Below are 23958 nucleotides of genomic sequence, written 5' to 3'. Positions count from 1 at the left end.
CTAACATGAGTGTCAGTATGAAACGAGAGTTTCTTTGGTGAACACGTGTGTTAATATGTATTGACAGATAGGTGAGTAGCGTGATCGTCTGAGGCTAACCGCTGCCGGCGCCGCCCCGGCTCGCGGAATTATTCGGCGGCGTGGAAACGTTGCGGAACCCGTTGGGGAACGGGCCGCACCCTGGGGAGGGTTCTCAAATGGCGACATCCGTCGTTCGTACGCGCTTGGCCGCGACCGCATCCGTTCTTGCGCTGACCATCGCCGCACCGGCCCTGGCTCAGACCGCACCCGACGGCGGCGCGACCGCCGTCGACGACATCATCGTCACCGCCCAGAAGCGCGAGGAATCCATCCAGGACGTGCCGATCGCGGTGTCCGCCTTTTCGGCCGAGACCCTGGACGCGATGAAGATTGAGGGGGGGGCGGAGCTGATGCGGGCCATCCCCAACGTCAGCTTCTCCAAGAACAATTTCAGTATGTACAACTTCTCGATCCGCGGGATCGGGACCAAGGCCATCTCGGCGTCGTCTGACCCTGCGGTGGCGGTCAGCTTCAACAATGCGCCCCTGATCCGAAACCGTCTGTTCGAGCAAGAGTATCTGGATGTGAACCGTGTCGAGGTCCTGCGCGGCCCGCAGGGGACGCTCTATGGTCGAAACGCCACGGCGGGCGTGGTCAATATGATCCCCAACCTGCCTGGGCCGGACTTCGACGCGATGCTGAAAGCAGAGGCTGGCAACTACGGCTCGGTGCGCGGCCAGATGATGGTCAATATTCCGCTGACAGAAACCTTTTGGGTGCGCGGCGCAGCGTCAATGACCAAGCGCGAGGGTTTTGACGAGAACACATTTAAGGGTACCAAGGTCAACGGTCGTGACCTCTATTCAGTGCGCTTGGCGGCGGCATGGGAGCCGAGCGATCGCTTCAGCGCCAACCTGATATGGGAACACTTCGGAGAAGACGATAATCGCTCTCGTACAGGCAAGCAGCTGTGTACCAGAGATCCTGGACCCAGCCAGATCGGGTCTGCGCCGATTGTTTCTTTAGCGGATCGCGGTCGGATGAGTCAGGGCTGTCTGCCCGGTTCACTCTATGATGATGCTGCCTATGGAACACCGAACGCCATTGGTTTGTCCCAGTTATTTATAATGGGTAATGTTGGCCTAGGGTTCCTTACCCCTACGCGCCCTCGAATTCCAGTTTCTGCGCTTATAGCCGGTGTGGACCCTTATGGTGATGTTTCTCAATCTAAAGATCTGAGGGAAATATCAACAAGTTATGATCCAAAATTTGTTGCCAGTAATGATGTATATCAGCTGAATGTGAAATATGAGATCGCAGACAATTTAACCCTGCACTCTCAAACTGTTTACACAAAAGATGATTACTGGTCCACGCAGGATTATGCCCGATATATTTCTAACAATATATTTAACGATAGCCTTGGTCGGTATACTATAACCGGAGCTTCGTTGAATTCTCAGGCGTCGCCTGGTGGCGTGTATACAGATCCGCAGCTTGGTCCATCTAATAGAATGGAATCGGCTGATCTAAGTCGATCTGATAACAGGCAGTGGTATCAAGAATTCCGACTGCAATCCAGCGATGATGGTCGTTTCAATTTTAATGCGGGTGCCAATTATCTCGATTTCAAATCGACAGATGACTACTTTGTATTCAATAACTTGTTTAGCTATTTAGCTGAATATTTTTACGGTGATAATTTATCAACTAATGTTTTGGACACGAGAAAGTGTGTCGATGGTTCTGTAGGTGAGTGCATTTACGTCGACTATTCTCCAATTGGAAACCTTTCTGGAGACGGGCATAATTATTTTAGAAGCAAGAACCAAGTGCACACCAAGTCTTGGGCCGTATTCGGTGAGGGGTATTTCGACATTGGCGATGCGTTTAGTTTAACGCTCGGCCTCCGTTATACGAATGACGATAAAACCTCGACGCCGTATCCGAGTCAGCTTCTCTTGGGCGTGGTGGATTCCATGGGTTATGGACCATCATCTGGCGGCAATGTCGCTCGTGGATATCCGGCCCTTCCTGATATCAAACAATCTTGGCAGGCTGTTACCGGCAGAGCTGTATTCGATTGGAAGCCGAACGAGGACACTCTTTTCTACGCGTCCTACAGTCGTGGTTATAAAGGAGGAGGTGCAAATCCACCTCGCGCGGATCTGAACGCTACTGTCGTTCAGTATCAGCCATTGGCTGAAACATTTGACCCAGAGTATGTCAATGCTTTCGAGGTGGGAGCGAAGGTACAATCCCAGGATGGGAGAGTTCGGTTCAACGCCACGGCCTTCTACTATGATTACAAGGACTATCAGGTTTCCCAGATCGTGGACCGCATTTCGTTGAACGAAAATTTCGACGCGACATCAATGGGCTTGGAGTTTGAGGCTGTTTGGCGGCCGACGCGCGATTTCCGAGTTGACGCCAATCTGGGTCTTTTGAAGACAAGAATTGGTGACGGCGAAGGTTCGGTTGACGTGATGAATCGGACGCAGGGCAATGATGACTGGGTGGTGCTCCGCCCCTGGGTGCAGGTCCCGTCGAACTGCATAGCGCCCAAGAAGCATGTCGAAAAGATTTTCAGCACACCCATTGGGCTGGCCACTGCGCCTTTTGCGTTAGCGGCGCTTTGCGGTGGCGCGGCGCGCGTCGGGTCCTTTGATCCTGATTTTCCTTCGAGCCTCGAGTTCTGGAGGCCGAATATGTTGGATATTACCTACAGGCCGTTTCTTGAAGCGCCCAATGGTGGTCGAGGGTTTGACGCAGACCTGTCTGGGAATGAACTTCCCAACTCCCCGCGCATAACGGTAAATGTGGGGGCTCAGTATACGTGGAGATTTAGCTCTGTAGATGTAACCGCCAGGGCCGATTATTATCGTCAAACTGATAGTTACTTTAGAGTCTACAATACAGAGTACGATCGTATAAAGTCTTGGGATAATGCAAATATTTCTATATCCATAGACTCTATGGATCATGGCTTGTCGGCGCAAATTTACGTAAAAAATGTGTTTAATGACGACGCAATAGTTGACGCATTCACTAATAGTGATGACTCTATGTTAACTACGAATGTTTTCATTAATGACCCTAGAATCATTGGCTTGAACCTAACCAAGGTGTTTTAATTGAATGGCATTCAATTTATTTATTGACATAAATGTTGTTGTGCTAAATCATTTATCTGCCAAGTCGTTTGGCGAGAAAGGGAGGCTCTAATGTTCAAGAAAATTGCAATTAGTGTTGTTTCCTCGGCTGCTGTTCTGATGGCTGCTGGATCGGTTTCGGCTCAAACTTGGGCTAACACGGGTACTACCTATGATGTTGGTGGTATCGCTGATCTTCAGCACTCTGTAACTCTCTCTGGCTGTAATATCGCCTACGGTGATCTGCAGGCTAAGGTTCGCGGCACCGCTCAAAACGAACTCGATGTTGGGGGCGTGTCTTATCCCTTCCAGAAGATCTTTTCGCTTTGCGGAACCGTTGAGGCTCTGGACTATGATTGGAAGCTGCAGATCACGGGGCCGGGCTCGGGTGGCGTTTATCCCGTTGTTCTAAAAGGGGTCGCAGCAAGAACCATTCTTGGCTCCAAATGCAAGGGAGACATCAGTGGCTTCTTCGACAACAATGGCAGCATCCTGACTGCTAGCGGAGTTATTCCTGTGGTCTCCGGTTCGACCTCTCCGCCGACCTGCACCGTTGCTGTGGACGTTGATGCACCAGGCTTGCAGATCGTCCCTTGATTTAGTCTTTATCTAAATGGCGTGGCTGAGAGTATCTCTCGGCCACGCTTTCTATTTAATATTCAGTATATTAATGTATTTGTTGTAATTAATTTATTTATTTATTCTGGCGACGTCTAGAGTATATGGGCTGGTCTCGGTATTGTTTTCTCTATGGTCGCGAGTACTGTAAAAAATTTCAATTGCTAGACATTTTTAGTTCGGCGCAGTTGCCTGACGTCCCGCGTTACATCGCGCCCGGTCGCCGCGTTCGCAGGCGGCGACGGTGGCCCGCCAGTCGGTCATCTGACGTTGATGCAGGGCCTGGGCCTCGGCGGCGGTGCGCAGGTCGGCCTCATGACGCAGGCGCAGCGCCTCGGCCGCCTCCAGTTGCGCCTGATAGCGGGCCTGTTCGCGAGCGTGTGCGGCGGCGTTGGCGCGATCTTCGTTTTCCGCCAAGTCGTTCTGGGCGACGATCTCGTCGTTCAGGGCCTGGGTCTGGCGCAATTCGTCGGGGTCCTGGGCCGCGTCCGGGGCGCGCCGATAGCGCTCCCCCTGACGGCGCAGCAACTCGGCCACAGGGTCGCTGTCAGGGCTCTGAGGGGCGCTCTGGGCGGCCGTGAGGGCCGGGGGCTGCGTCTGAGCCATCACGGGGACCGTCAGCAGGCTCATGACGGCTGCGAGCGCGGCGGTGTGGTGCGGGCGAGGGGCGGTGATCATGGGGCGTATCCTTGCCGGACAAATAAGGCCGGATCGAAGCTTGGCCTTGAGAAGCATATACCGAACCAACGCGCGGGTCAGGCCAAGGGCTGCGGCGCCGCTCGGGCCATTATGCAGGCTGGGAACTCAGGCCGGCAGGCGCAGTTCGAAGGTCGTGCCTTCGGGGCTGGTGTGCAGCAGGCGCAGCTCTCCGCCGTGATTGGCCGCCAGCTCGCGCGAAATGGTCAGGCCCAGGCCGGTGCCCTCTGAGGCGCGGCCGCTGACGAAGGCTTCGAACAATCGCCCAGCCAGACGCTCGGGAATGCCCGGCCCGTCGTCGGTGATGCGCACGGCGACCATGCCGTCGCGGGCTTCGGCGCGGACCGTGATCCGGCCCTTCTTCTCGCGCGCGGGATCGCTCTCGATGGCCTGACGGGCGTTGCGCATCAGGTTGACCAGAATGCGATGCAGTTGGTCGCTGTCGGCGTTGACGGTCAGGCGGGCGGGCAGGTCGCGGATCAGGCGCACGCCGTCGTCCTCCAGCCCCGCGTCCTCGGCGGCGACGGCGACGGCGCGGGCCAGCAGCATCTTCTGCCGTTGCGGCGCGGCCTCTTCGGACTTGCCGTATTCCAGCACATTGCGGGCCAGGGCGGCGGCGCGGCCCAGGGCGCGCTCCAGCCGGGGCAGGGCCTTGGCCACCAGGGGGTCGGACGAGCTGGACAGGCGTTCCGACGCCATCTGGGCCGAGGTCAGCATGTTGCGCAGGTCGTGGTTGATCTTGGCCACGGCCTCGCCCAGCGCCACCAGGCGGGCCCGCGAGCGCAGCGACTGGCGGACTTCTTCCTGCATCCGGGCCAGTTCACGCTCGACCCGGCCGATCTCGTCGTGACGGTCGGATGGGGTTTCGGCGGGGCTTTCAGGATCGGCGGCGAAGCGTTCGATGGAGCGCGTCACGCGACGCAGAGGGGCCAGGACCAGGTAGGAGAGAGAGGCGTAGAGCAGGCCGCCCGCGACCACGGCGATCAGCAGGGACATGGTCAGGCTGTTCAGCAGAAAGCTCTTGAGTTCGAGCTTGAGCGGCTGGGCGGGCGCCAGGATCTCGATGAAGTCGCCCGAGCGATAGCGCGGCTTGGCCTGAACCCGCAGTGAGCGGTCAGGGTGGCCGAACAGGGTCTTCCACGGGTCCAGCAGGCGGGCGCCGACATTGCGCTGGCGCAGGTCGATCAGTTCGGGCGCGCGCGGCAGGTTGGGGGCCTGCAGCAGCAGGCGGCGCACCCCCTGTTCGCCTACGACCACGGACTGCACCCCGCCGATGCTCAGCAACTGTTCGGCGGTGGAGTCCTCGACGGCGGAGTAGGGCAGGGCCTCTACCCCGACCGAGGCCAGTTCGGCGGCCTGCAACCGGTCCATCAGCCACCGCTCCTGGAAGGAGGCGGCGCTGGGCACGATGATCAGGGCGGCGACGGCCAGGGTGAAGGCCACGGTCAGCAGCAGCAGGCGGCTGGACAGGCCGTCGGGCGCGCGAGGCGTCAACCGCTCGCGCCAGATCGGAGGCAGCAGCTCGGGCATACGCACGGCCTGCAGGCGCGCAGCCAGGCCCGTCTTTTCGCGGGGGCGCATGGGCAGTCGAGTCTCGATCGCGTTCCGTTCCGTCATGCGGCGTCCATGCCGTGCCGAGCGCGCCATTTCTGCACTAATTTGAGCGCGAGGGGCAGCAGCATCGACAGGAAGGCGACGCCGAGCAGGGGCCACATGAACTCGGCGAACAGGCTCTGCAGGTTCGGGTTGGGATTATCGACCAGAATGTCGTTCAGCCCCGCGCCGATCCAGCAATAGATGATGTGGGCCGGCAGCAGGCCGATGAAGGTGGCGATCATATAGGGGCGCAAGGGGGCGGCCATGACGCCCGCCGCCACATTGATCAGATGGAAGGGCACCGACACCACCAGGCGGGCCACCAGCACATACCAGAAGGTGTTCCTGTCCACGCCCTCGCACACCTTCTTCAGCAGGCCGGTGTCCTGGGCCGCGCGACGGCGCAGGGATTCGCCCAGGGCGGTGCGCCCTACATAATAGACGGCCAGGGCCCCCAGGGTGGCTGAAAAGGCCGTGGAGACCCCTCCGACCCAGGGACCGAACAGATAGCCCGCCGTCACGGTGATGAAGACCACGCCCGGCACCACGCTGGCGGTCAGCAGGGCGAAGACCAGCATCAGGGCCAGAAGCGTCAGGATATAGTGCTCGTCCGCCAGGGCCTGAAACGCCGCGCCGTGCTCGCGCAGGGTGTCCAGCGACAAGTAGCGGTTCCACCCCATGCCGAAGATCAGCGCGATCGCCGCCAGCAGGACGGCCAGGGGCAGAAATCGTTTGACCCGGTTCATCCGTGCTCCGTAACCGACGCGGTCCAGCTTCCCTAGCGGTTTCAGACCCATTGCGGGGTTTCAGATCGCTTGTCGGCGTTGACTCGTCCGTCGTCGCCGCTTATACGCCCGCCTCCTGCAGCGGATGACTGTTGTCCGTTGTGCAACCCTGTAGCCCTGGAGCCGAACGTGAAGCGGACCTATCAGCCGTCGCGACTCGTGCGCAAGCGCCGTCACGGCTTCCGTTCGCGGATGGCCACCAAGAACGGACAGAAGATCGTCATGCGTCGCCGCGCCAAAGGCCGTAAGCGCCTGACGGCCTGACGTCACGCGCCCATTACCCTTCAGGGCGGGCGCATGACCGATCCGATGAAAATCGATCGCCTGACACGGCGGCCCCAGTTTCTGGCGGCCGCCAAAGGTGTTTCTCAGGCCCGCGGCGCCGTGGTGGTCCAGCAACTGGATCGTCAGGACGGACAGACCGCGATCCGCCTGGGATTCACCGCCACGCGCAAGGTAGGCGGAGCCGTGGTGCGCAACCGCTGCAAACGCCGCCTGCGCGAGGCTGCACGCCTTCTGACGCCCCTGCACGGGCGTCCCGGCTGCGACTATGTGTTCATCGCCCGCATGGGCACGGCGGACCGCGACTGGGACCGTTTGCTTGACGATGTGAAATCGGCCCTTACAAGGCTCGCAACCCCGCGTGCGGCTCCCGATATGGGAGATGCGGCGAAATCGCCCGCCCGCGCCTTTGACGATTCGCGCCCCTCCGGCCAGGACCGCTGACCCCGATGCAGAACGAGAATTCGCGCAACACCATCATCTTCTTCGTGTGCGCGGCCCTGATCATGGGCGTGTACTACTTCATGGTGATGCGTCCCCAGGCCGAGATGCGCCGCCAGCAGCAGGTCGTCGCCGCCGAGCAGAAGGCCGCGACGGCTGACGCCGGCCTGACGTCTGGCTCCGCCGCCCCCGCCGCCTTCGTGGCCGACCGCGCCCAGGCCCTGGGCACGGCGGCCCGCGTGCCGATCCAGACGCCCAAGCTGAAGGGGTCGCTGTCGCTGCAGGGCGCGCGCATCGACGACCTGTACCTGACCGATTACAAAGAGACGCTGGACAAGAATTCGACGCCGGTCGAGCTGTTCCGCCCACAGGGCATGGAGCACGCCTACTTCGCCCAGTTCGGCTGGAGCGGGCCCAACGTCGCCGGCGGCGTTCCCGGTCCGAACACGCCCTGGACCCTGACCAAGGGTGCGACCCTGACGCCGACCACCCCGGTCGAACTGACCTGGGACAATGGCCAGGGCCTGCGCTTCACGCGCGTCATCGCCATCGACGACCAGTACGTCTTCACCGTCACCGACACCGTCGCCAACCTGAGCGGCCAGCCGATCACCATCGCCCCCTATGGTCGCGTCGAGCGCCAGGGCGTGCCCGCTGATCTGGGCAAGCAGATGATCCTGCACGAAGGCGCCATCGGCACCTTCGGCGCGAACGGCAAGTTCGCCACCGAACAGGTCAAGTACAAGGACTGGGCCAAGAAGCCCCGCATCGAGAACCAGTCCACCGGCGGCTGGCTCGGCATCACCGACAAATACTGGATGGCGGCGCTCATCCCGGACCAGAAGGAAACCATCGAGGGCCGCTTCGCCGTCCGCGATCCCGAAGGTCTGAACGTCCACGAAGCCGCCATGCTGGGCGCGACCCGCACCATCCAGCCGGGCCGTCAGATCGAAGAGACCCAACGTCTGTTCGCCGGCGCCAAGCGCAACGAAATCCTGGCCGGCTATGAAAAGAGCCTGGACCTGCCGCGCTTCGTCTACGCCATCGACTGGGGCATGTTCTGGTTCCTGACGCGCCCGATCTTCATGATCGTGGAGTTCTTCTACGGCGTTCTGGGCAACTTCGGCCTGGCCATCCTGGCCCTGACGGTCGTGGTCAAGCTGATCATGTTCCCGCTGGCCAACAAGTCCTACGAGAGCCTGTCCAAGATGCGGACCCTCCAGCCCAAGATGGAGGAGCTCAAGAAGAAGTTTAAGGACGACCCGCAGAAGCAGCAGCAGGAGACGATGGCCCTGTATCAGCGGGAGAAGATCAATCCGCTGGCGGGCTGCCTGCCCATCCTGGTGCAGATCCCGGTCTTCTACGCCCTCTACAAGGTGCTGTTCGTCACTATCGAAATGCGCCACGCCCCCTTCTTCGGCTGGATCCGCGACCTGTCGGCGCGGGACCCGTCGACGGTGTGGAACCTGTTCGGCGCTATTCCGTGGGACCCGGCGACCCTGCCCCTGGTGGGCAGCCTGCTGAACGGCCCGCTGCACCTGGGCGTCCTGCCCATCGTCTATGGTCTGACCATGTGGCTGCAGCAGTCGATGAACCCGCCGGCCCAGGACCCGATGCAGCGTCAGATCTTCGCCTTCCTGCCCTTCGTCTTCACCTTCATCATGGCCCCGTTCGCGGCCGGCCTGCTGATCTACTGGGCCTGGAACAACATCCTCTCGATCGCGCAGCAGTACGTCATCATGCACCGCTTCAAGGCCGAGAACCCGATCGACACCTTCTTCGCGCGTTTCAAGAAAGCCTGACCCATTGGATCAACCGTCGGACGAGCCCAAGGTCGGAGAATACTCGGACACCGAGATCGAGCAGGCGCGGGTGCTGTTCGCCCGCCCGGCCACCTTCGTCCTGGGCTGCGCCAAGATCGAGCAACTGCCCGATCCTGACCTGCCCGAGATCGCCTTTGCGGGCCGGTCCAACGTCGGCAAGTCCAGCCTGATCAACGCCCTGGTCGGGATGCACAAGCTGGCGCGCGCCTCGAACGAGCCGGGCCGCACGCGCGAGGTCAACTTCTTCGACCTGGACGGTCGTCTGCGTCTGGTCGACCTGCCCGGCTACGGCTGGGCCAAGGCCTCCAAAACCACGGTGAAGAAGTTCCAGGACCTGGGCCGCGACTATCTGCGCGGCCGGGTGACGCTGAAGCGGGTCTATCTGCTGATCGACGCCCGTCACGGCCTGAAGAAGGTCGACGACGACGCGTTGAAGGCCTTGGATCTGGCCGCCGTCAGCTATCAGATCATCCTGACCAAGGCCGACAAGCTGAAGAAGGGCGAGGCGGAAAAGGTCCAGGCGGAGACGTTGAAGGCCATTTCCAAGCGCCCCGCCGCCTTCCCCGCCGTGCTGGTGACTTCGGCTGAAAAGGGCACGGGCATGCCCGAACTGCGCGCCGAGATCATGCGCTCCACGGGCGTCGAAATCTGATCGGTCGAACTATTCACTGAACGGTATGGCGCCGCCGATGCGCGGCCCCATATCGGACGGATGATCCCGCTTTCCATTCTCGACCTCGCCCCGGTGCCCGAGGGCTCCGACGTCTCGCAATCGCTGGCCAACACCCTCGACCTGGCCCGCCACGCCGAGCGCCTCGGCTACAAGCGCTTCTGGCTGGCCGAGCACCACAACATGCCGGGTATCGCCAGCGCCGCGACCTCGGTCGTCATCGGCGCGGTGGCGGCGGCGACCAAGACAATCCGCGTCGGCGCCGGCGGCGTCATGCTGCCCAACCACGCGCCCCTGGTCATCGCCGAGCAGTTCGGCACGCTGAACGCCCTTCATCCCGGCCGCATCGACCTGGGCCTGGGCCGCGCGCCGGGCTCGGATCAGGCCACGGCCCGCGCCCTGCGCCGCACGCTTCAGGGCGACGTCGACGCCTTCCCGCAGGATGTCATGGAGCTGATGCAGTGGTTCGCGCCCGCAACGCCGGATCAGCGCATTATCGCCAACCCGGGCGAAGGCCAGGCCGTGCCGATCTGGATTCTGGGCTCCTCGACCTATGGGGCGCAGCTGGCCGCCCACCTGGGCCTGCCCTACGCCTTCGCCAGCCATTTCGCGCCCGGCGACATGATGCGGGCGCTGGACGTCTATCGTCAGACCTTCCGGCCCTCGGCTCATCTCGACAAGCCCTACGCCATGCTGGGCTACAACGTCTTCGCCGCCGAGACGGACGCGGCCGCGCGCCTGCTGTTCACCTCGGTGCAGCAGGCCTTCGTCAATCTGAGGACGGGAAGTCCGGGCAAGCTGCCGGCCCCCGTCGAGGGCTATTACGAGCGCCTGGAGGGCGCGGCACGCGGCATGATCGACGCCGCCCTGGCCTGTTCAGCGGTCGGTTCGCCAGAGACAGTGCGCGCCGGCATGGACGCCTTCATCGCCCGAACCGGCGCTGATGAGCTGATGGTCACCAGCCAGATCTGGGACCCAGCGGCCAGGGTGCGTTCGATCGAACTGCTGGCCCAGGCGGTCGGTCAGGGCTGAGCCTCACCCTTCGTGCGGGGCTGTAAATATCAGATCGGAACGGCTCTGGCCGCCCTCGGTCAGCCGTCGCCAGGCGGCGCCCAGGCGGATGGCGTCAGCCAAGTCCTGAGCGCTCAGAGCCATGCCTGTCTCCAGTCGCAAGCGCAGACCCTGACAGGCGGACATCAGAGCAGAGGCGTAGCGCACGTCGGGGATCGTCGAGCGCTGGCCCAGCTGTTCCAGCGAGGCGTAGCGCCAGCCCTGGTTCAGGGGGTGCTGGTCCAACAGGGCCCATTTCTCGGCGGGCGACAGCGCCGCGCCGAGGGGATCCCACGCGTCGCTGTCAGGGGCCTGTCGATAATGGCCCGGTATGCTGGGCAGGCCGTGAAGGGCATAGACGGCGCGTGCGGCGGCATCGACCTCGTCAAGAAGGACGCGCAGGTCGTCGCTCGTGTCCGACGTCAGTAATGGACCGACGGGGTTGCTGTCCGCCTCCTCGACAGCGCGTCGTGGTCGAGGAGGGCGCCGGAACATGACTTAGTCGAGGTTGATCGCGCTGGTGACCGAGACGTCATAGACGACGCGGGTCACGCTCTGGACGAACTCGAAGAACTTGCGCGCTTCGGCAGCGCCGGAGCGCGGCGCATAGATGATGTCGTCCGGCTCGATCTGGAAATTGCTGGCGATGAAGAAGCCCGAGCCCTCGTTCAGGTTCAGGCGATAGACCACAGGCACGCCGCGCGGCGTGGCGGCTTGCTGGATGCCCAGGGCCTGGGCCACTTCCGGGCGTTCGAAGCGGAACACCAGGACCGACTTGGCGTCCGCGAGGTTGGAATCCAGGCCGCCCACGCCGCTGAGCGCCTCGGCCAGGGTCAGGGGGCCGGGCGGCAGATCGGTGCGCGCCACGGCGTTGAAGGCGCCGAAGGAGCTGAAGCGGCGCGGCTGATAGACCAGATTGACCTGATCGCCGCGTTGCAGCCGGACATTCTCGTTGAACTCGGTCGTCACGATCGACATGGGCGCCGTATAGGTCTGGCCGCCACGCTGGATGCGCACCGTAACGTCATAGACGGAGCGCGAGGAGCCGCCCGCCGCCGCGATGACGTCGAGAATGCGGTCGCTGTTGGCCGCCAGGGGCTGACGGCCGGGATTGCGCACTTCCCCCAGCACCGTCACGGCGTTGGAGGTATTGCCGGCCAGGGTGACGATGACCTGGGGATTGGCGACCTTGCCGATCAGGGCGCGGCGCACGGCGGCGGATGCCTGGGCCGGGGTCAGGCCCTGAACCGAAACCGATCCGGCGAAGGGAACCGGCACGGCGCCGTTGCGATCCACCACCAGGGGCGGCAGGGTCTGGTTTCCGCTCTCGGTGCTGCGGCTCGAACCGCCGCCGAACAGGCCGCCGCTGGGCTCGAAGATGCTGACGGCCAGGGTGTCGCCCACGCCGATGATGTCAGTCGGTGCGTCGCTGGAAGCGAGGGCCAGGGTGCTGAAGGAGCGCTGCGGCGCCGCCTTCAATCGCTCGCTGAGCGCGAAGTCCAGATTGACCAGGGCGTAGTCGCCCTGCCGCTCTGGATTGCTGGCGGCTTGCACCACGCCCATGCCGGAGGGCCCGTCACGCGGCAGCGTCGAGCAGCCGGCGAGAAGAGCGACGATCATCAGACTGGCGGCGGTACGGGTCATTGCAGCTCGCTTCAAGTTCGCCTGATGCTTACCCGGCGACGGCGGTCGCCGCCAGAGGGAGCAGGAGACGATCCCCTATCTGTTGGAAATGCGCCTGCCAGGTCGGAGCCTGGTAGGCGGGTGCGGTCGGACGATGCAAGGTCGCCGTTTCCAGTGCTTTGAGCCAGCCCAGTCCGTCCAGCGGGTCGATCAGGGTCGCCTGCGGCACCAGTTCGCGGTGCGCGGGAATATCCGAGGCGATCAGCGGCACGCCCAGGGCGCAGGCCTCCACCGCCGGAAGGTCAAAGCCCTCGACGGAGGACGGGGCCAGCACCGCCTGGGCGCCGCGCATCAAGTCGGCCAGCGCGGTGTCGGGCAGGTTCTCGACCTGATGCACCAGGCCCTGAAGATTGGGCGAGCGTTGCAGGTGGTCCAGTACGGCCTCGTTCTCCCAGCCGTAGCGGCCGATCAGCACCAGCCGTGGCGCCTTGTCGCCCATGCCTTCCTGAAGGCGCCGCCAGACCGTCAGCAGGAAGGCCAGGTTCTTGCGGGCCTCGATCGTGCCGACATGGACGAAATAGGGACGACGCGTCACGTTTGGCGCGGTCTTCATGAAGACCGGCTCAAGGCCCAGGTGGGCGACCTCGACGGGCGGCGCTTTCAATCCTTCACGATCGGCGAAGGCCAGGACTTCGTCAGCGGTGTACTGGGAATTGACCAGAATGCGAGAGGCGTGGCGCAGGGTGGTCAGCACCCGGCGCCGATGTTTGTCGCCGTCGCCAGGGCGGCAGAATTCGGGATGGGTGATGGGGATCAGGTCATGCAGCATGACGACGCGCTCGATGCCCTGGGCGCTCAGGCTGGTCAGGATGTCGGGCGTGTTCAGGCTGGTATGGCCGACGTTGAAATAGAGCTGGGCCGGCGGCGGCGCGACGATCCCGCGAGAACGGAAGTACTGCTTCCAGACGCGGGCCTTTTTCCGCTTCTTTTCCGGTTTGTGCGGGTCGGGCGCCTCGCCGATGATCGACGCAGTCGGTTGTTCTGCTTCCAGGGCGGCGAAGAGGCGACGCTCGTGGATGTTAAGGTCGCGCTCGGGCGGTTCGCCGGTCCAGCGGCGGCGCAGCGCGACCATGCAATCACGGAACCATTGCTGGTCCACGACCGCCAACTGATCGTGACGCGAGCGAACGGGCACCATCCGGTAATCCGGGTGACTGATAAGCCATTCGGCATAGGCCAGGCAGACGCGGTCGACGCCGGTCGGCGCGCTGCGGTCGGTGCGGCTCAGCAGGCGGCTGGCGTCAAAAAGAATGTCGCGGGTCATCAGGAGACGTAGCCGGCCTGCATCAGTTCGGCGATGTGGATGACGGCGACGGGGCGGTTGTCCTCAATCACGAACAGGTTGGCGATCTTGTTGGCGCTCAACAGGTCGACCACGTCGCTCATGCGGGCGTCTGGCTCCACGGTGATCGGACTGCGGCTCATGATGTCCTCGGCGCGGATAGCCGTGATGTCATGAGCGAAGGCGCGGCGGATGTCGCCGTCGGTGATGACCCCCGCCAGGCTGCCATCGGAATGCAGGACCGCGACCGCCCCCTTGCGACCGGCGCTGATGGCCGAGACGACCTCGCTGAAGCTGGCGTCCAGCGGCACGCTGGCCGGGGCGGCGGCGTTGTCGCCCATCCATTCGCGGACGCTTTGCAGGCTCATGCCCAGCGCGCCGCCCGGGTGGTGCAGGCCGAAGTCCTCCCGGGTGAAGCCGCGACGGTCCATCAGCACCATGGCCAGGGCGTCGCCGATGGCCAGGGTCATCAGGGTCGAGGTGGTCGGCGCCAGACCATTGGGGCAGGCCTCGGCCACCTTGGGCATGGTCAGGCTGACGGCCGAGTGACGACCCAGGAAGCTGCTGGCCCGCTGGGTGATGCCGATGACCGGAATGTCGTTGCGTTGGCAATAGAGCAGGGGGTCGCGCAGTTCGCGGCTCTCGCCCGAGTTGGAGATGGCCAGCAGGGTGGTGTCGGGACGCAGCATCCCTAGGTCGCCGTGGCTCATTTCCGCCGGGTGGACGAAGAAGGAGTTGGTGCCGGTCGAGGCCAGGGTGGCGGCGATCTTTCCGCCGATGTGGCCCGACTTGCCCATGCCGGTCACGACCAGATAGCCGGGACGCGACAGGATGATGTCGCAGGCGCGCGCGATCGACACGTCGATGGAGCGCTCCAGCGCCTCCAGGGCCTCACTGTTCAGGCGCACGACTTCGCGCGCTCGGTCCGTCATCGCGGCGATCTGGTCCGGCGATGAGTGAAGCGTGTTGGGCATGGGCTGGCTCCTGAGACGCCGGACCGCTGGGCGGTTCTTTGTGGCGCACCCGCGAATTGCCTCATCTGGATTGTTCGCACAATGGCGGGGCTGCGACGGAATTGTCACCTTGGCGGACAACCTTCCGGGGCCTTGCGCGTTGTGAGCGTTTCAACAACAGCCAAGAATCGAGACCGGACCTTATGCCGTCTGCATCCGGGGCGATCGCCTCACGCCTGCCCAAGCCGCCCGTCGCCTTCGCCAAGCCCGCCCTGTTCCTGGATCTGGATGGTGTTCTGGCGCCCTTGGCGCCGACGCCGGACGCGGTGGGGCCGGACGCCCGGCGGACCGATGTCCTGACCCGGCTGACGGACCGGCTGCAGGGGCGGGTCGCCATCGTCAGCGGCCGAACCCTGGGCGAGATCGACCGGATCAGCGACGGCGCGGCGCGAGCGGCCTCAGGCGTTCATGGCCTGCAAAGACGGCGCGGCGACGGCTCCTTCGCCAACCGGACGCCGGACCCGGCAGTGCGCCGGGCCGTGTCCGCCTTCGCCGCCTTCGCCGCCGACCGGCCGGGCGTGATCGTGGAGGACAAGGAACTGGCGGCGGGTCTTCACTATCGTCAGGCTCCCGACGCTTCGGCCGAAGCCATAGCCCTGGCGGCGGCTCTGGCGCAGGAGACGGGCCTGGCCCTGCAACCGGGGTCCATGGTGCTGGAACTGAAGACGCCCGGCACGGACAAGGGCGCAGCCCTGACCGCCTTCATGGCCGAGGCGCCGTTCAAGGGGGCCATCCCCATCATGGTCGGCGACGACCTGACCGACGAGCACGGCTTCGAGGCGGCCGAGGCCCTGGGCGGTTTCGGCGTCCTGGTGGGGCCGGAGCGGTCGACCGCCGCGCGCTATGGGCTGGAGGATGTCGCGGCCGTGCTCGATTGGCTGGATCAGATTGAAGGAGGCGCCGCATGAGCCGTCCCAACCTCGACCTCGCACCCATCGGCAACTGTTCGGTCAGCGCCCTGATCGACCGGGCGGGCCGCTTCGTCTGGGCCTGTGCGCCCCGCGTGGACGGCGATCCGGTCTTCTCGGCCCTGATGGACGGCGACGATCCCGAGCATGGCTTCTGGGCTATCGAACTGGCCGACATGGTCACGATCGAGCAGGCCTATGTGCGCAACACCGCTGTCCTGCGCACCGTCATGACCGACGAACGCGGGGCCTCGGTCGAGATCCTCGACTTCGCGCCGCGCCATCTGAAGCACTCGCGCATCTACCGCCCCATCGCCTTCGCGCGGGTAGTGCGGCCCCTGTCGGGGGCGCCGCGCATCACCGTGCGGCTGCGGCCCTCGGCGGACTGGGGCGCGAGGCGGGCGCAACAGACCTCGGGTTCCAACCACATACGCTATCTGTGCACCGACCTGACGCTGCGGCTCACCACCAACTGCCCCGTCACCCATGTTCAGAATGAGCGAACCTTCCGGCTGGAAGGCGAGTTGGCCTTCTTCCTCGGCCCGGACGAGGGCTATGACCAGTCAGTCATGGCTGGGGTTTCGGCGGCGCTGGATCAGACCATTCAGCACTGGAAGCTGTGGACCCGGACCCTCTATGTGCCGCTGGACTGGCAGGAAGCGGTGATCCGCGCCGCCATCACGCTCAAGCTGTGCGTCTATGAGGAGACCGGCGCCATCGTCGCCGCCATGACCACCTCGGTGCCCGAGTTCCCCGAGAGCGGTCGCAACTGGGACTATCGTTTCTGCTGGGTGCGCGACGCCTATTACACGGTGCGGGCGCTGAACCGGCTGGGCGCGGTGGACATCCTCGAGAACTACCTCGGCTACCTGCGCAATCTGGTGGACGACGCTCAGGGCGGTCATGTTCAACCCGTCTATGGCGTGGGCCTGGAGGCCGAGATCGGCGAGCGGATCGTCGACAGCGTCGAGGGCTATCGCGGCATGAAGCCGGTGCGTGTCGGCAATCAGGCGCACGAGCACCTGCAACACGACGTCTATGGCCAGATCGTCCTGCCGCTGGTTCAGGCCTTCTTCGACGAGCGGATGCTGAGGCCGGGCACGATCGACGACTTCCACGCCCTGGAAAAGGTCGGCGACCGGGCCTTCGCCATGCACGGCCAGACGGACGCGGGCCTGTGGGAGTTCCGCACCATCGCCCGGGTCCATACCTATTCCTCGGTCATGTGCTGGGCCGCCTGCGACCGGCTGGCCAAGGCGGCGCGCCATCTGGGGCTGACCGAGCGCGGCGAACTGTGGGACGAGCGCGCCCGTCTGATCCGCGCGCGGATCGAGGCCGAGGCCTATCTGCCGGAAGAGGGCCGCTTCGCCGCCAGCTTCGGCGGGACCGAGCTGGACGCCTCCCTGTTGCAGATGACCGACCTGGGCTTCCTCGACGCGCGTGACCCGCGGCAGGTCAAGACCTTCGAGGCCGTGGAGCGGGACCTGAAGCGCGGCCCCTACCTGTTCCGCTACATCCACCCCGACGACTTCGGCGAGCCGGAGACGGCGTTCAACTTTTGCACCTTCTGGTTCATCGAGGCCCTGCACCTGAACGGGCGAACGGAGGAGGCGAGGGCTATCTTCGACCAAATGCTCAGTCAAAGGACCCACGCAGGTCTGCTCAGCGAGGATATCGCCATTCAGGACGGCGAACTGTGGGGCAACTACCCGCAGACCTATTCCCTGGTCGGGATCATCAACTGCGCTGTCCTGCTCAGTCGTTCCTGGACGGACGCGCGATGAGCCGGCTGATTGTCGTCTCGAACCGCGTCTCGGCGCCGAAGGACCCGGCGGCGGGCTCGGCGGGCGGTCTGGCCATGGCCCTGTCGGCGGCGCTGCGCAAATACGACGGCCTGTGGTTCGGCTGGTCCGGCGAGACGGTCGAGCAGTTCACCGGCGAACTGAACATCGAGGACCGGGCGGGCGTCACGGTCACCACCGTCGATCTGGAGCCGCAGGACGTCGACGAATATTACAACGGCTACGCCAACAAGACCCTGTGGCCCCTGTTCCACCACCGGGTCGATCTGACGGCCTATGAGCGGTCCTACGGCGAGGGCTATGAGCGCACCAATCGCCGCTTCGCCGAAGTGCTGCAGCCGCTGATCCAGCCCGACGACATCATCTGGATTCACGACTATCACATGATCCCGATGGCGCGGGACCTGCGCCGTCTGGGGGTGAGGAACCGCATCGGCTTCTTCCTGCACACGCCCTGGCCGGCGCGTCAGCTGCTGGTGACGCTGCCGCATCATCGCCGGCTGGTGGAGTCGATGTTCTATTTCGATCTGATCGGCTTCCATACCCATGAATGGCTCGGCCTGTTCGAGCGCTACGTCGAGGTCGAGGCGCGGGGACGGGTGTCGCCCGACCATGTGATCGAGGCCTTCGGCCGTCGGGTTCAGTGCGGGGTCTTCCCCATCGGCATCGACGTGGACGGCTTCCTGGCCGCGCGCGACTCGGTGCTGGGGGGCAAGACCTATGACCGGATGGCGGCCTCGGCGGCCTTCCGGTCCATGATCGTCGGCGTTGATCGGCTCGACTACTCCAAGGGGTTGGAGCAGCGGATGCTGGGCTTCGAGCAGTTTCTGGAGGACAATCCTGCCATGCGCGGCGAGGTCTTCCTGTTGCAGGTGACGCCGATCTCGCGCGATGACGTGGATACCTATCAGGACATACGCGGGCGGCTGGACGCCCTGGCCGGGCGGATCAACGGCGCCTATGCCGACATGGACTGGCAGCCGATCCGCTATCTGAACCGCACCTTCCGGCGAGATCAGCTGGCGGGCCTCTATCGCGCGGCCAAGGTCGGCCTGGTCACGCCCCTGCGCGACGGCATGAACCTGGTGGCCAAGGAATATGTGGCGGCCCAGAATCCCGACGATCCCGGCGTGCTGATCCTGTCGCGTTTCGCCGGGGCCGCCGAACAGATGGGCGAGGCTCTGCTGGTCAATCCCTTCAGCCGTGAAGAGCTGTCGGAAGCGATCAAGACGGCCCTGACCATGCCGCTGGAGGAGCGCATTCGTAAATGGAAGGCGCTGATGCAGGTGGTGCGCGACACCGACGTGGGGATATGGCGCGACAGCTATGTCGGTGCGCTCAAGAGGGTCGCGATCCGCGCCGACGACGAGGTGGTCGCCGACGCGGCTGAACCTGCGGCCTAGCTGGCCTCGGCGTATTGCGGCGGCGCGCCGTCGCGGGCGAGGGCGCGTGCATGGGCGGGGCGGGCCGCCAACCGCTCGACATAGGCGTCCAGCAGGGGGCTTTCAGGCAGGTGGTCGCGCGCCCAACCCACGGTGCTGCCGATCAGGACGTCGGCCACGGTGAAGCGGTCGCCCATCAGCCAGGGACCTTCCCACAGGGCTTCCAGCAGCCGGGTCATGGCGGCGTCATAGCGGGCTCGGGCATAGGCGTCGGCGTCCACCGCGCCGCTCATCTTGTTCCACAGCGACGGCTCCAGCTCGCCCGAGGCCCAGAACATCCACGTCAGCAGCGACCCGCGCTGCGGCGAGTCCGGGGGGAAGCTGAGGCCTGCTTCAGGATGCAGGCCGGTCAGATAAAGGGCGACCGCCGCCGATTCGGTGATCAGAGCGTCGTCGTGCAGCAGGGCCGGGACCTTGCCGTCGGGATGAGGGTTCCTGGGATCGGCGGCGCCCGTGCCGTCCATGCGGCGGATGTCGCAATACTCGATGCGGCAGTCGGCCCCCAGCTCCTCGACCAGCCAGACCAGGCGCGAGGAGCGGGACCAGGGGGCGTGGAACAGGGTCAGCATCGATAGTCCTCCCAGATATCGCGCCGCGACGGGGCGTCGGCGGCGGTTCGTCTTGACTACTGCCACCCTGCTGCCACCATGCTGTCAGCAGTCTTCGGCGAGGGTGGGACATGAGACGCGCCGACCGACTGTTCCAGATCATCCAGGTGCTGCGCCGGGCCTCGCGTCCGGTGACGGCCGACGCCATCGCGGCCGAACTGGAAACCTCGAAACGCACCATCTACCGCGACATCGCCGCCCTGCTGGGCCAGCGTGTGCCGATCCGGGGCGAGGCTGGGTTGGGCTATGTTCTGGACGGCGGTTTCGATCTGCCGCCGCTGATGCTGACGTCGGACGAGATCGAGGCGGCGGTGCTGGGCGCGCAGTGGGTGGCGGCGCGCGGCGATCCGGCCCTGGCACGGGCCGCGCGCGACCTGAGGGCCAAGATCGCCGCCATCGTCCCGGAACGTCTGCGGTCGGTGGTGCTGGAGCCTTCAGTGGCCACGCCGCCGCCGTGGGAGCAGAAGATGGAGACTGTGGATCTGGCCCAGGTGCGGGCCTGGATTCACGCTGGGCGCAAGCTGCGGCTCTATTACGCCGACGAGCAGGGGCGAGAGACGACACGCGTCATCTGGCCCTGCCTGATCGGCTATCACGAGCGGGCGCGTCTGCTGATCGCCTGGTGCGAGACGCGCGAGGATTTCCGCAGCTTCCGCGCTGACCGGGTGGTCGACGCGGAGTTTCTGGACGACCGCTACCCCGGTCGGCCCGCCGTCCTGCGCCAGCGCTGGTTCGCGGCGATGGAGGCGCGGCGGGCCGCCGAGTGCGGGCCTCAGTAAATCTCGAACAGACCCGCGGCCCCCATGCCGCCGCCGATGCACATGGTGACGACGCCGTACTTGGCCCCGCGACGCTTGCCCTCGATCAGGACGTGGCCGGTCATCCGCGCGCCCGACATGCCATAGGGGTGGCCGATGGAGACGGCGCCGCCCGAGACGTTCAGGCGGTCGTTGGGAATGCCCAAGGCGTCGCGGCAGTAGAGCACCTGGGCGGCGAAGGCCTCGTTCAGCTCCCAGATGCCGATGTCGTCCATGGTCAGGCCATGGCGCTTCAGCAGCTTGGGCACGGCATAGACGGGGCCGATGCCCATCTCGTCGGGCTCGCAGCCCGCCACCGCCATACCGCGATAGGCGCCGAGCGGTTGCAGACCCCGTTTCACCGCCTCGGCCGCCTCCATGACGACGCAGGCCGACGCCCCGTCCGACAGCTGCGAGGCGTTGCCGGCGGTGATAAACTCGCCCTGCTGAATTTCTTCGCCGCCGCCGAAGACGGGCTTCAGGGCCTTCAAGCCTTCCAGCGTGGTCTCGGGGCGGTTGCCCTCGTCCTTCGACAGCGTGACTTCCTTGGACGTCGTCTCGCCGGTCGCCTTGTCCGTCACCAGCATGGCGGTGGTCATAGGCACGATCTCGGCGTCGAAGCGGCCCGCGGCCTGGGCTTCCGCCGTGCGCTGCTGCGATTGCAGGGCGTATTCGTCCTGGGCGTCGCGGCTGATGTTGTAGCGGCGGCTGACGACCTCGGCGGTCTCCAGCATCGACATATAGATGTGGGGCGACAGCTTCAGCAGCGCCTCGTCCTTCATCCGGTGCAGATTCATGTGTTGGTTCTGGACCAGGGAGATGCTCTCCAGCCCGCCGCCGACCGCCATCTTCTGCTGGTCGAAGATCACCTGCTTGGCCGCCGTGGCGATGCCCATCAGACCCGAGGCGCACTGTCGATCCAGGCTCATGCCGGGAACGGAGGAGGGCAGGCCCGCCGCCAGGGCCACCTGACGCGCCACATTGGTCCCCGTCGAGCCCTGTTGCAGGGCCGCGCCCATGACGACGTCCTCGATCTCGGCAGGATCGACGCCGGCGCGCGCGACCGCGTGCTTCACCGCATGAGCGCCGAGCGTCTGCGCCTGGGTGTCGTTGAATGCCCCGCGATAGGCCCGTCCGATCGGGGTGCGGGCGGTGGAGACGATGACGGCTTCACGCATCGAGAAGTTCTCTCTTTCTTAGGGCGCTATCGCTCGGCGCGCGGCGCCTCGCTGCTTGAGCGCAAAAAGAGGGCGCTATCGCTGCGATGCGGACGCGCGCTGCGGTAAGCGCGTTTCCTGCCTGAAGACAGGATAGGCGCCTCACGTCACGTCAACGCAAGGCGCCTTCTTTGGCTAAACGCGAGAGGTCTCTTTTGGCCTCAAGTAGCGCGAAGCGCGGTAGGCCCCCTCAAATGCCCTCAAGCAGCGCGGAGCCGCGCCCCGCGCGCTAGGCCGCTTAGGCGCCATGATGTTTCTGGGCTTTCGTCAGCTCGATCATGCCCTGGGCGGCGCCCATCTCGGGCACGATCTCGTTTTCACGGTCCGAGATGGCCTCGAAGCGGGCGGCGATCTGTTCAGGGGCGTCGGGGCCGACGGCGAAGTCGCCCTGCGTCAGGGTGACATAGGCGCGCTCGAAGCCGCCGGCGCCGGCGGCCAGGATGGCGCGGGTCGGGGCGTCGCGGCTGACCAGATAGATCAGGCCCGGCGTCACCAGTTCCGGCCCCAGGGCTTCCAGCGGCAGACCTTGCAGGTCTTCGGTCATGCGGGTGTGGGCGGTCGGGGCCAGGGCGTTGACGCGGATGTCGTTCTTGGCCCCCTCGATGGCCAGGGTCTGCATCAGGCCGACGAGCGCCATCTTGGCCGCGCCATAGTTGGCCTGGCCGAAGTTGCCGAACAGGCCAGAGGAGGAGGTGGTCATTACGATGCGACCATAGTTCTGGGTCCGCATGATCTCCCACACCGCCTTGGTGCAGTGGACCGCGCCCATCAGGTGGACGTCCATGACCAGCTGGAAGTCGGCCAGTTCCATCTTGGCGAAGGATTTGTCGCGTAAAATGCCGGCGTTGTTCACCAGAATGTCGATGCGGCCCCATCGCGCCATGACCTCGGCGACCATGGCCTCTACCGCCGCCGAGTCCGTCACAGATGCAGCGTTGGCCATGGCCTCGCCGCCCGCCGCCTCGATTTCGGCCACGGCCTCGGCCGCCGTGGCCGAACCGCCCGATCCGTCGCGCGCCGCGCCCAGGTCATTGACCACCACCTTGGCGCCCCGCGCCGCCAGGGCGAGAGCGTGCTCGCGGCCCAAGCCGCCCCCTGCGCCCGTCACAATCGCTACCTGGCCGTCGAACCGGATCGTCATCGCCTGTCTCCGTTTTGTTTCAAGACGGTCTTAGCAGGCGAGATTGAGAGGCAAAACGGGCATTTGTGTTGGAATGGCGCCACAGTCGTCACAATCCTTGGGAATAAGGCGGAACCTGAGCGGGTCCTTCTCGTTTGGCCCAGTGAACGCTACCGCCCCTGTGCGACGGCATTCGGATCAACTTGAAGTGTGAGGACACCATGAAGCTGAAACTTCTCGCCAGTGTCGCCGCCGCGGGGCTGTTCGCAGCTGGCGCGGCGTCGGCTGAGCCCGATGGCTGGTACGGCGCTATCGACGCCGGCTACCACGTTATCGACGATATCAATGCCGAATCGTCCACGACCGGCGCCAACTGGAACTGGGAAGTGAACGACGGCTGGGCGGCGTTCGCACGCCTCGGCTACCGTTTCAACCCCAACTGGCGCGTTGAGCTCGAAGGCGGCTACCGCTCGGGCGACATCGGCACCGTGCGCGCCGTCTCGGGCACGCAGGGCCTGTGCAGCTCCTTGCCGGCCACCGGTCCTTGCTACTCACCGGAAGGCGACATCGAGTCGACCACCCTGATGGCCAACGTCATCTATGACTTCGGCTACTCGGCCTGGAACATTCGTCCCTTCGTCGGTCTCGGCGTCGGCGTGAACCACGTCAGCACTGATACCGTCGGCCGTCTGCGCGCCACGCCTGCCGTGACCTTCACGGCGGACGACAGCTCGACCAAGTTCGCCGCTCAGGCGATCGCGGGTCTGGCCTGGGCCGTTTCGGATCGCGCCAACATCGACCTGACCTACCGCTATCTGACCGGCGACGCTGCGTTTGATTCGTCGGTGGCCGGCACGGGGAATGTCCCGTTCGGCGAATGGTCGGGCGACTATGACCAGTCGCACACCGTGAGCCTGGGTCTGCGTTACGCCTTCGGCGCCGAGCCGGCTGC

At 64.5% G+C, this 23958-nt stretch carries 22 protein-coding genes; 12 read left to right on the top strand and 10 right to left on the bottom strand.

Going from position 1 to position 23958, the window contains the following annotated elements:
- Positions 1-197: 197 nt before the first annotated feature.
- Positions 198-3155 (top strand): TonB-dependent receptor, encoded by a 2958-nt coding sequence (locus HX774_RS15860; RefSeq protein WP_178828350.1) that lies wholly within the window; start codon positions 198-200, stop codon positions 3153-3155.
- 90 nt (positions 3156-3245) lie between these two features.
- Complete coding sequence (locus tag HX774_RS15855; protein WP_178828348.1) at positions 3246-3770, top strand: hypothetical protein; 525 nt, start codon at positions 3246-3248, stop codon at positions 3768-3770.
- Positions 3771-3965: 195 nt separating this feature from the next.
- Here HX774_RS15855 and HX774_RS15850 read toward each other — a convergent pair whose 3' ends face one another.
- From HX774_RS15850 to HX774_RS15840, 3 genes are all read right to left on the bottom strand, one after another.
- Positions 3966-4469, bottom strand: a complete 504-nt coding sequence (locus tag HX774_RS15850) for a cell wall hydrolase (protein WP_255500490.1) — start codon at positions 4467-4469, stop codon at positions 3966-3968.
- Between the two features lie 126 nt (positions 4470-4595).
- Positions 4596-6104: a sensor histidine kinase gene (locus tag HX774_RS15845; RefSeq protein WP_255500489.1), complete on the bottom strand. Its 1509-nt coding sequence runs from the start codon at positions 6102-6104 to the stop codon at positions 4596-4598.
- A complete protein-coding gene (locus HX774_RS15840) occupies positions 6101-6829 on the bottom strand; it encodes a TVP38/TMEM64 family protein (RefSeq protein ID WP_114818462.1) in 729 nt (242 codons plus the stop codon). Before HX774_RS15840 ends, HX774_RS15845 begins: the two co-directional genes overlap by 4 nt.
- Positions 6830-6997: 168 nt before the next feature.
- Here HX774_RS15840 and rpmH point away from each other — a divergent pair, with 168 nt between their 5' ends.
- From rpmH to HX774_RS15815, 5 genes are read left to right on the top strand one after another with little or no spacing between them, the layout of a single operon-like run.
- Positions 6998-7132 (top strand): 50S ribosomal protein L34, encoded by a 135-nt coding sequence (gene rpmH, locus HX774_RS15835; RefSeq protein ID WP_114818479.1) that lies wholly within the window; start codon positions 6998-7000, stop codon positions 7130-7132.
- Between the two features lie 33 nt (positions 7133-7165).
- The gene (gene rnpA, locus HX774_RS15830; protein ID WP_178828346.1) at positions 7166-7594 is read left to right on the top strand and encodes a ribonuclease P protein component; all 429 of its coding nucleotides are present in this window, start codon (positions 7166-7168) and stop codon (positions 7592-7594) included.
- A gap of 5 nt (positions 7595-7599) precedes the next feature.
- On the top strand, positions 7600-9393 hold the full coding sequence (gene yidC / locus HX774_RS15825; protein WP_178828344.1) for a membrane protein insertase YidC: 1794 nt from the start codon (positions 7600-7602) through the stop codon (positions 9391-9393).
- 4 nt (positions 9394-9397) lie between these two features.
- Complete coding sequence (yihA, locus tag HX774_RS15820; protein ID WP_178828342.1) at positions 9398-10066, top strand: ribosome biogenesis GTP-binding protein YihA/YsxC; 669 nt, start codon at positions 9398-9400, stop codon at positions 10064-10066.
- Between the two features lie 60 nt (positions 10067-10126).
- Positions 10127-11116: an LLM class flavin-dependent oxidoreductase gene (locus HX774_RS15815; RefSeq protein ID WP_178828340.1), complete on the top strand. Its 990-nt coding sequence runs from the start codon at positions 10127-10129 to the stop codon at positions 11114-11116.
- Positions 11117-11119: 3 nt separating this feature from the next.
- Here HX774_RS15815 and HX774_RS15810 read toward each other — a convergent pair whose 3' ends face one another.
- The 4 genes from HX774_RS15810 to HX774_RS15795 are packed head-to-tail and all read right to left on the bottom strand — an operon-like array spanning position 11120 to position 15073.
- Positions 11120-11629, bottom strand: a complete 510-nt coding sequence (locus tag HX774_RS15810; protein WP_178828338.1) for a hypothetical protein — start codon at positions 11627-11629, stop codon at positions 11120-11122.
- Positions 11630-11632: 3 nt separating this feature from the next.
- Positions 11633-12778 (bottom strand): polysaccharide biosynthesis/export family protein, encoded by a 1146-nt coding sequence (locus HX774_RS15805; RefSeq protein WP_178828336.1) that lies wholly within the window; start codon positions 12776-12778, stop codon positions 11633-11635.
- Positions 12779-12806: 28 nt separating this feature from the next.
- Positions 12807-14081, bottom strand: a complete 1275-nt coding sequence (locus tag HX774_RS15800; protein ID WP_178828334.1) for a glycosyltransferase family 1 protein — start codon at positions 14079-14081, stop codon at positions 12807-12809.
- Positions 14081-15073, bottom strand: coding sequence for an SIS domain-containing protein (locus HX774_RS15795; protein ID WP_178828332.1), 993 nt, complete (start codon positions 15071-15073; stop codon positions 14081-14083). The genes HX774_RS15800 and HX774_RS15795 overlap by 1 nt, the downstream gene beginning before the upstream one ends.
- 182 nt (positions 15074-15255) lie before the next feature.
- Here HX774_RS15795 and otsB point away from each other — a divergent pair, with 182 nt between their 5' ends.
- From otsB to HX774_RS15780, 3 genes are read left to right on the top strand one after another with little or no spacing between them, the layout of a single operon-like run.
- A complete protein-coding gene (gene otsB / locus HX774_RS15790; protein WP_178828330.1) occupies positions 15256-16020 on the top strand; it encodes a trehalose-phosphatase in 765 nt (254 codons plus the stop codon).
- Entirely contained in the window at positions 16017-17804 is a 1788-nt protein-coding gene (locus HX774_RS15785) for a glycoside hydrolase family 15 protein (protein ID WP_178828328.1), read from the top strand. The genes otsB and HX774_RS15785 overlap by 4 nt, the downstream gene beginning before the upstream one ends.
- Positions 17801-19225 (top strand): trehalose-6-phosphate synthase, encoded by a 1425-nt coding sequence (locus HX774_RS15780; RefSeq protein ID WP_178828326.1) that lies wholly within the window; start codon positions 17801-17803, stop codon positions 19223-19225. Before HX774_RS15785 ends, HX774_RS15780 begins: the two co-directional genes overlap by 4 nt.
- Here the strand turns inward: HX774_RS15780 and HX774_RS15775 are convergent.
- On the bottom strand, positions 19222-19833 hold the full coding sequence (locus HX774_RS15775; RefSeq protein WP_178828324.1) for a glutathione S-transferase family protein: 612 nt from the start codon (positions 19831-19833) through the stop codon (positions 19222-19224). The two genes, HX774_RS15780 and HX774_RS15775, sit on opposite strands and share 4 nt — an antisense overlap.
- Positions 19834-19943: 110 nt before the next feature.
- On the opposite strand from HX774_RS15775, the gene HX774_RS15770 reads away from it, so the two are divergent.
- Positions 19944-20651 carry a YafY family protein gene (locus tag HX774_RS15770; protein ID WP_178828322.1) on the top strand — a complete coding sequence of 236 codons (708 nt, stop codon included), beginning with the start codon at positions 19944-19946 and terminating at the stop codon, positions 20649-20651.
- Here HX774_RS15770 and HX774_RS15765 read toward each other — a convergent pair.
- The gene (locus tag HX774_RS15765) at positions 20645-21847 is read right to left on the bottom strand and encodes an acetyl-CoA C-acyltransferase (RefSeq protein ID WP_178828320.1); all 1203 of its coding nucleotides are present in this window, start codon (positions 21845-21847) and stop codon (positions 20645-20647) included. The two genes, HX774_RS15770 and HX774_RS15765, sit on opposite strands and share 7 nt — an antisense overlap.
- A 277-nt stretch (positions 21848-22124) precedes the next feature.
- Positions 22125-23027, bottom strand: a complete 903-nt coding sequence (locus tag HX774_RS15760; protein ID WP_178828318.1) for an SDR family NAD(P)-dependent oxidoreductase — start codon at positions 23025-23027, stop codon at positions 22125-22127.
- Positions 23028-23227: 200 nt separating this feature from the next.
- Between HX774_RS15760 and HX774_RS15755 the strand changes: the two genes are divergently transcribed.
- On the top strand, positions 23228-23958 hold a 731-nt coding region (locus tag HX774_RS15755), incomplete at its 3' end, for an outer membrane protein (protein ID WP_178828317.1).

This window comes from Brevundimonas sp. P7753, assembly GCF_013386595.1.
In the GTDB taxonomy this organism is placed as follows: domain Bacteria; phylum Pseudomonadota; class Alphaproteobacteria; order Caulobacterales; family Caulobacteraceae; genus Brevundimonas; species Brevundimonas bullata.
The sequence above is the reverse complement of the archived record's forward strand: the minus strand, read 5'-3'. Positions and strand labels throughout refer to the sequence as shown.

Excerpts from the sequence above, each read along its gene's own strand:
- HX774_RS15850 (WP_255500490.1), bottom strand. The coding sequence starts at position 4,469 with ATGATCACCGCCCCTCGCCCGCACCACACCGCCGCGCTCGCAGCCGTC.
- HX774_RS15775 (WP_178828324.1), bottom strand. The coding sequence starts at position 19,833 with ATGCTGACCCTGTTCCACGCCCCCTGGTCCCGCTCCTCGCGCCTGGTC.
- HX774_RS15770 (WP_178828322.1), top strand. The coding sequence starts at position 19,944 with ATGAGACGCGCCGACCGACTGTTCCAGATCATCCAGGTGCTGCGCCGG.
- HX774_RS15795 (WP_178828332.1), bottom strand. The coding sequence starts at position 15,073 with ATGCCCAACACGCTTCACTCATCGCCGGACCAGATCGCCGCGATGACG.
- HX774_RS15760 (WP_178828318.1), bottom strand. The coding sequence starts at position 23,027 with ATGACGATCCGGTTCGACGGCCAGGTAGCGATTGTGACGGGCGCAGGG.
- HX774_RS15840 (WP_114818462.1), bottom strand. The coding sequence starts at position 6,829 with ATGAACCGGGTCAAACGATTTCTGCCCCTGGCCGTCCTGCTGGCGGCG.
- HX774_RS15785 (WP_178828328.1), top strand. The coding sequence starts at position 16,017 with ATGAGCCGTCCCAACCTCGACCTCGCACCCATCGGCAACTGTTCGGTC.
- rnpA (WP_178828346.1), top strand. The coding sequence starts at position 7,166 with ATGACCGATCCGATGAAAATCGATCGCCTGACACGGCGGCCCCAGTTT.
- otsB (WP_178828330.1), top strand. The coding sequence starts at position 15,256 with ATGCCGTCTGCATCCGGGGCGATCGCCTCACGCCTGCCCAAGCCGCCC.
- HX774_RS15860 (WP_178828350.1), top strand. The coding sequence starts at position 198 with ATGGCGACATCCGTCGTTCGTACGCGCTTGGCCGCGACCGCATCCGTT.
- yidC (WP_178828344.1), top strand. The coding sequence starts at position 7,600 with ATGCAGAACGAGAATTCGCGCAACACCATCATCTTCTTCGTGTGCGCG.
- HX774_RS15805 (WP_178828336.1), bottom strand. The coding sequence starts at position 12,778 with ATGACCCGTACCGCCGCCAGTCTGATGATCGTCGCTCTTCTCGCCGGC.
- HX774_RS15855 (WP_178828348.1), top strand. The coding sequence starts at position 3,246 with ATGTTCAAGAAAATTGCAATTAGTGTTGTTTCCTCGGCTGCTGTTCTG.
- HX774_RS15810 (WP_178828338.1), bottom strand. The coding sequence starts at position 11,629 with ATGTTCCGGCGCCCTCCTCGACCACGACGCGCTGTCGAGGAGGCGGAC.
- HX774_RS15800 (WP_178828334.1), bottom strand. The coding sequence starts at position 14,081 with ATGACCCGCGACATTCTTTTTGACGCCAGCCGCCTGCTGAGCCGCACC.
- HX774_RS15845 (WP_255500489.1), bottom strand. The coding sequence starts at position 6,104 with ATGACGGAACGGAACGCGATCGAGACTCGACTGCCCATGCGCCCCCGC.
- HX774_RS15815 (WP_178828340.1), top strand. The coding sequence starts at position 10,127 with ATGATCCCGCTTTCCATTCTCGACCTCGCCCCGGTGCCCGAGGGCTCC.
- HX774_RS15780 (WP_178828326.1), top strand. The coding sequence starts at position 17,801 with ATGAGCCGGCTGATTGTCGTCTCGAACCGCGTCTCGGCGCCGAAGGAC.
- HX774_RS15765 (WP_178828320.1), bottom strand. The coding sequence starts at position 21,847 with ATGCGTGAAGCCGTCATCGTCTCCACCGCCCGCACCCCGATCGGACGG.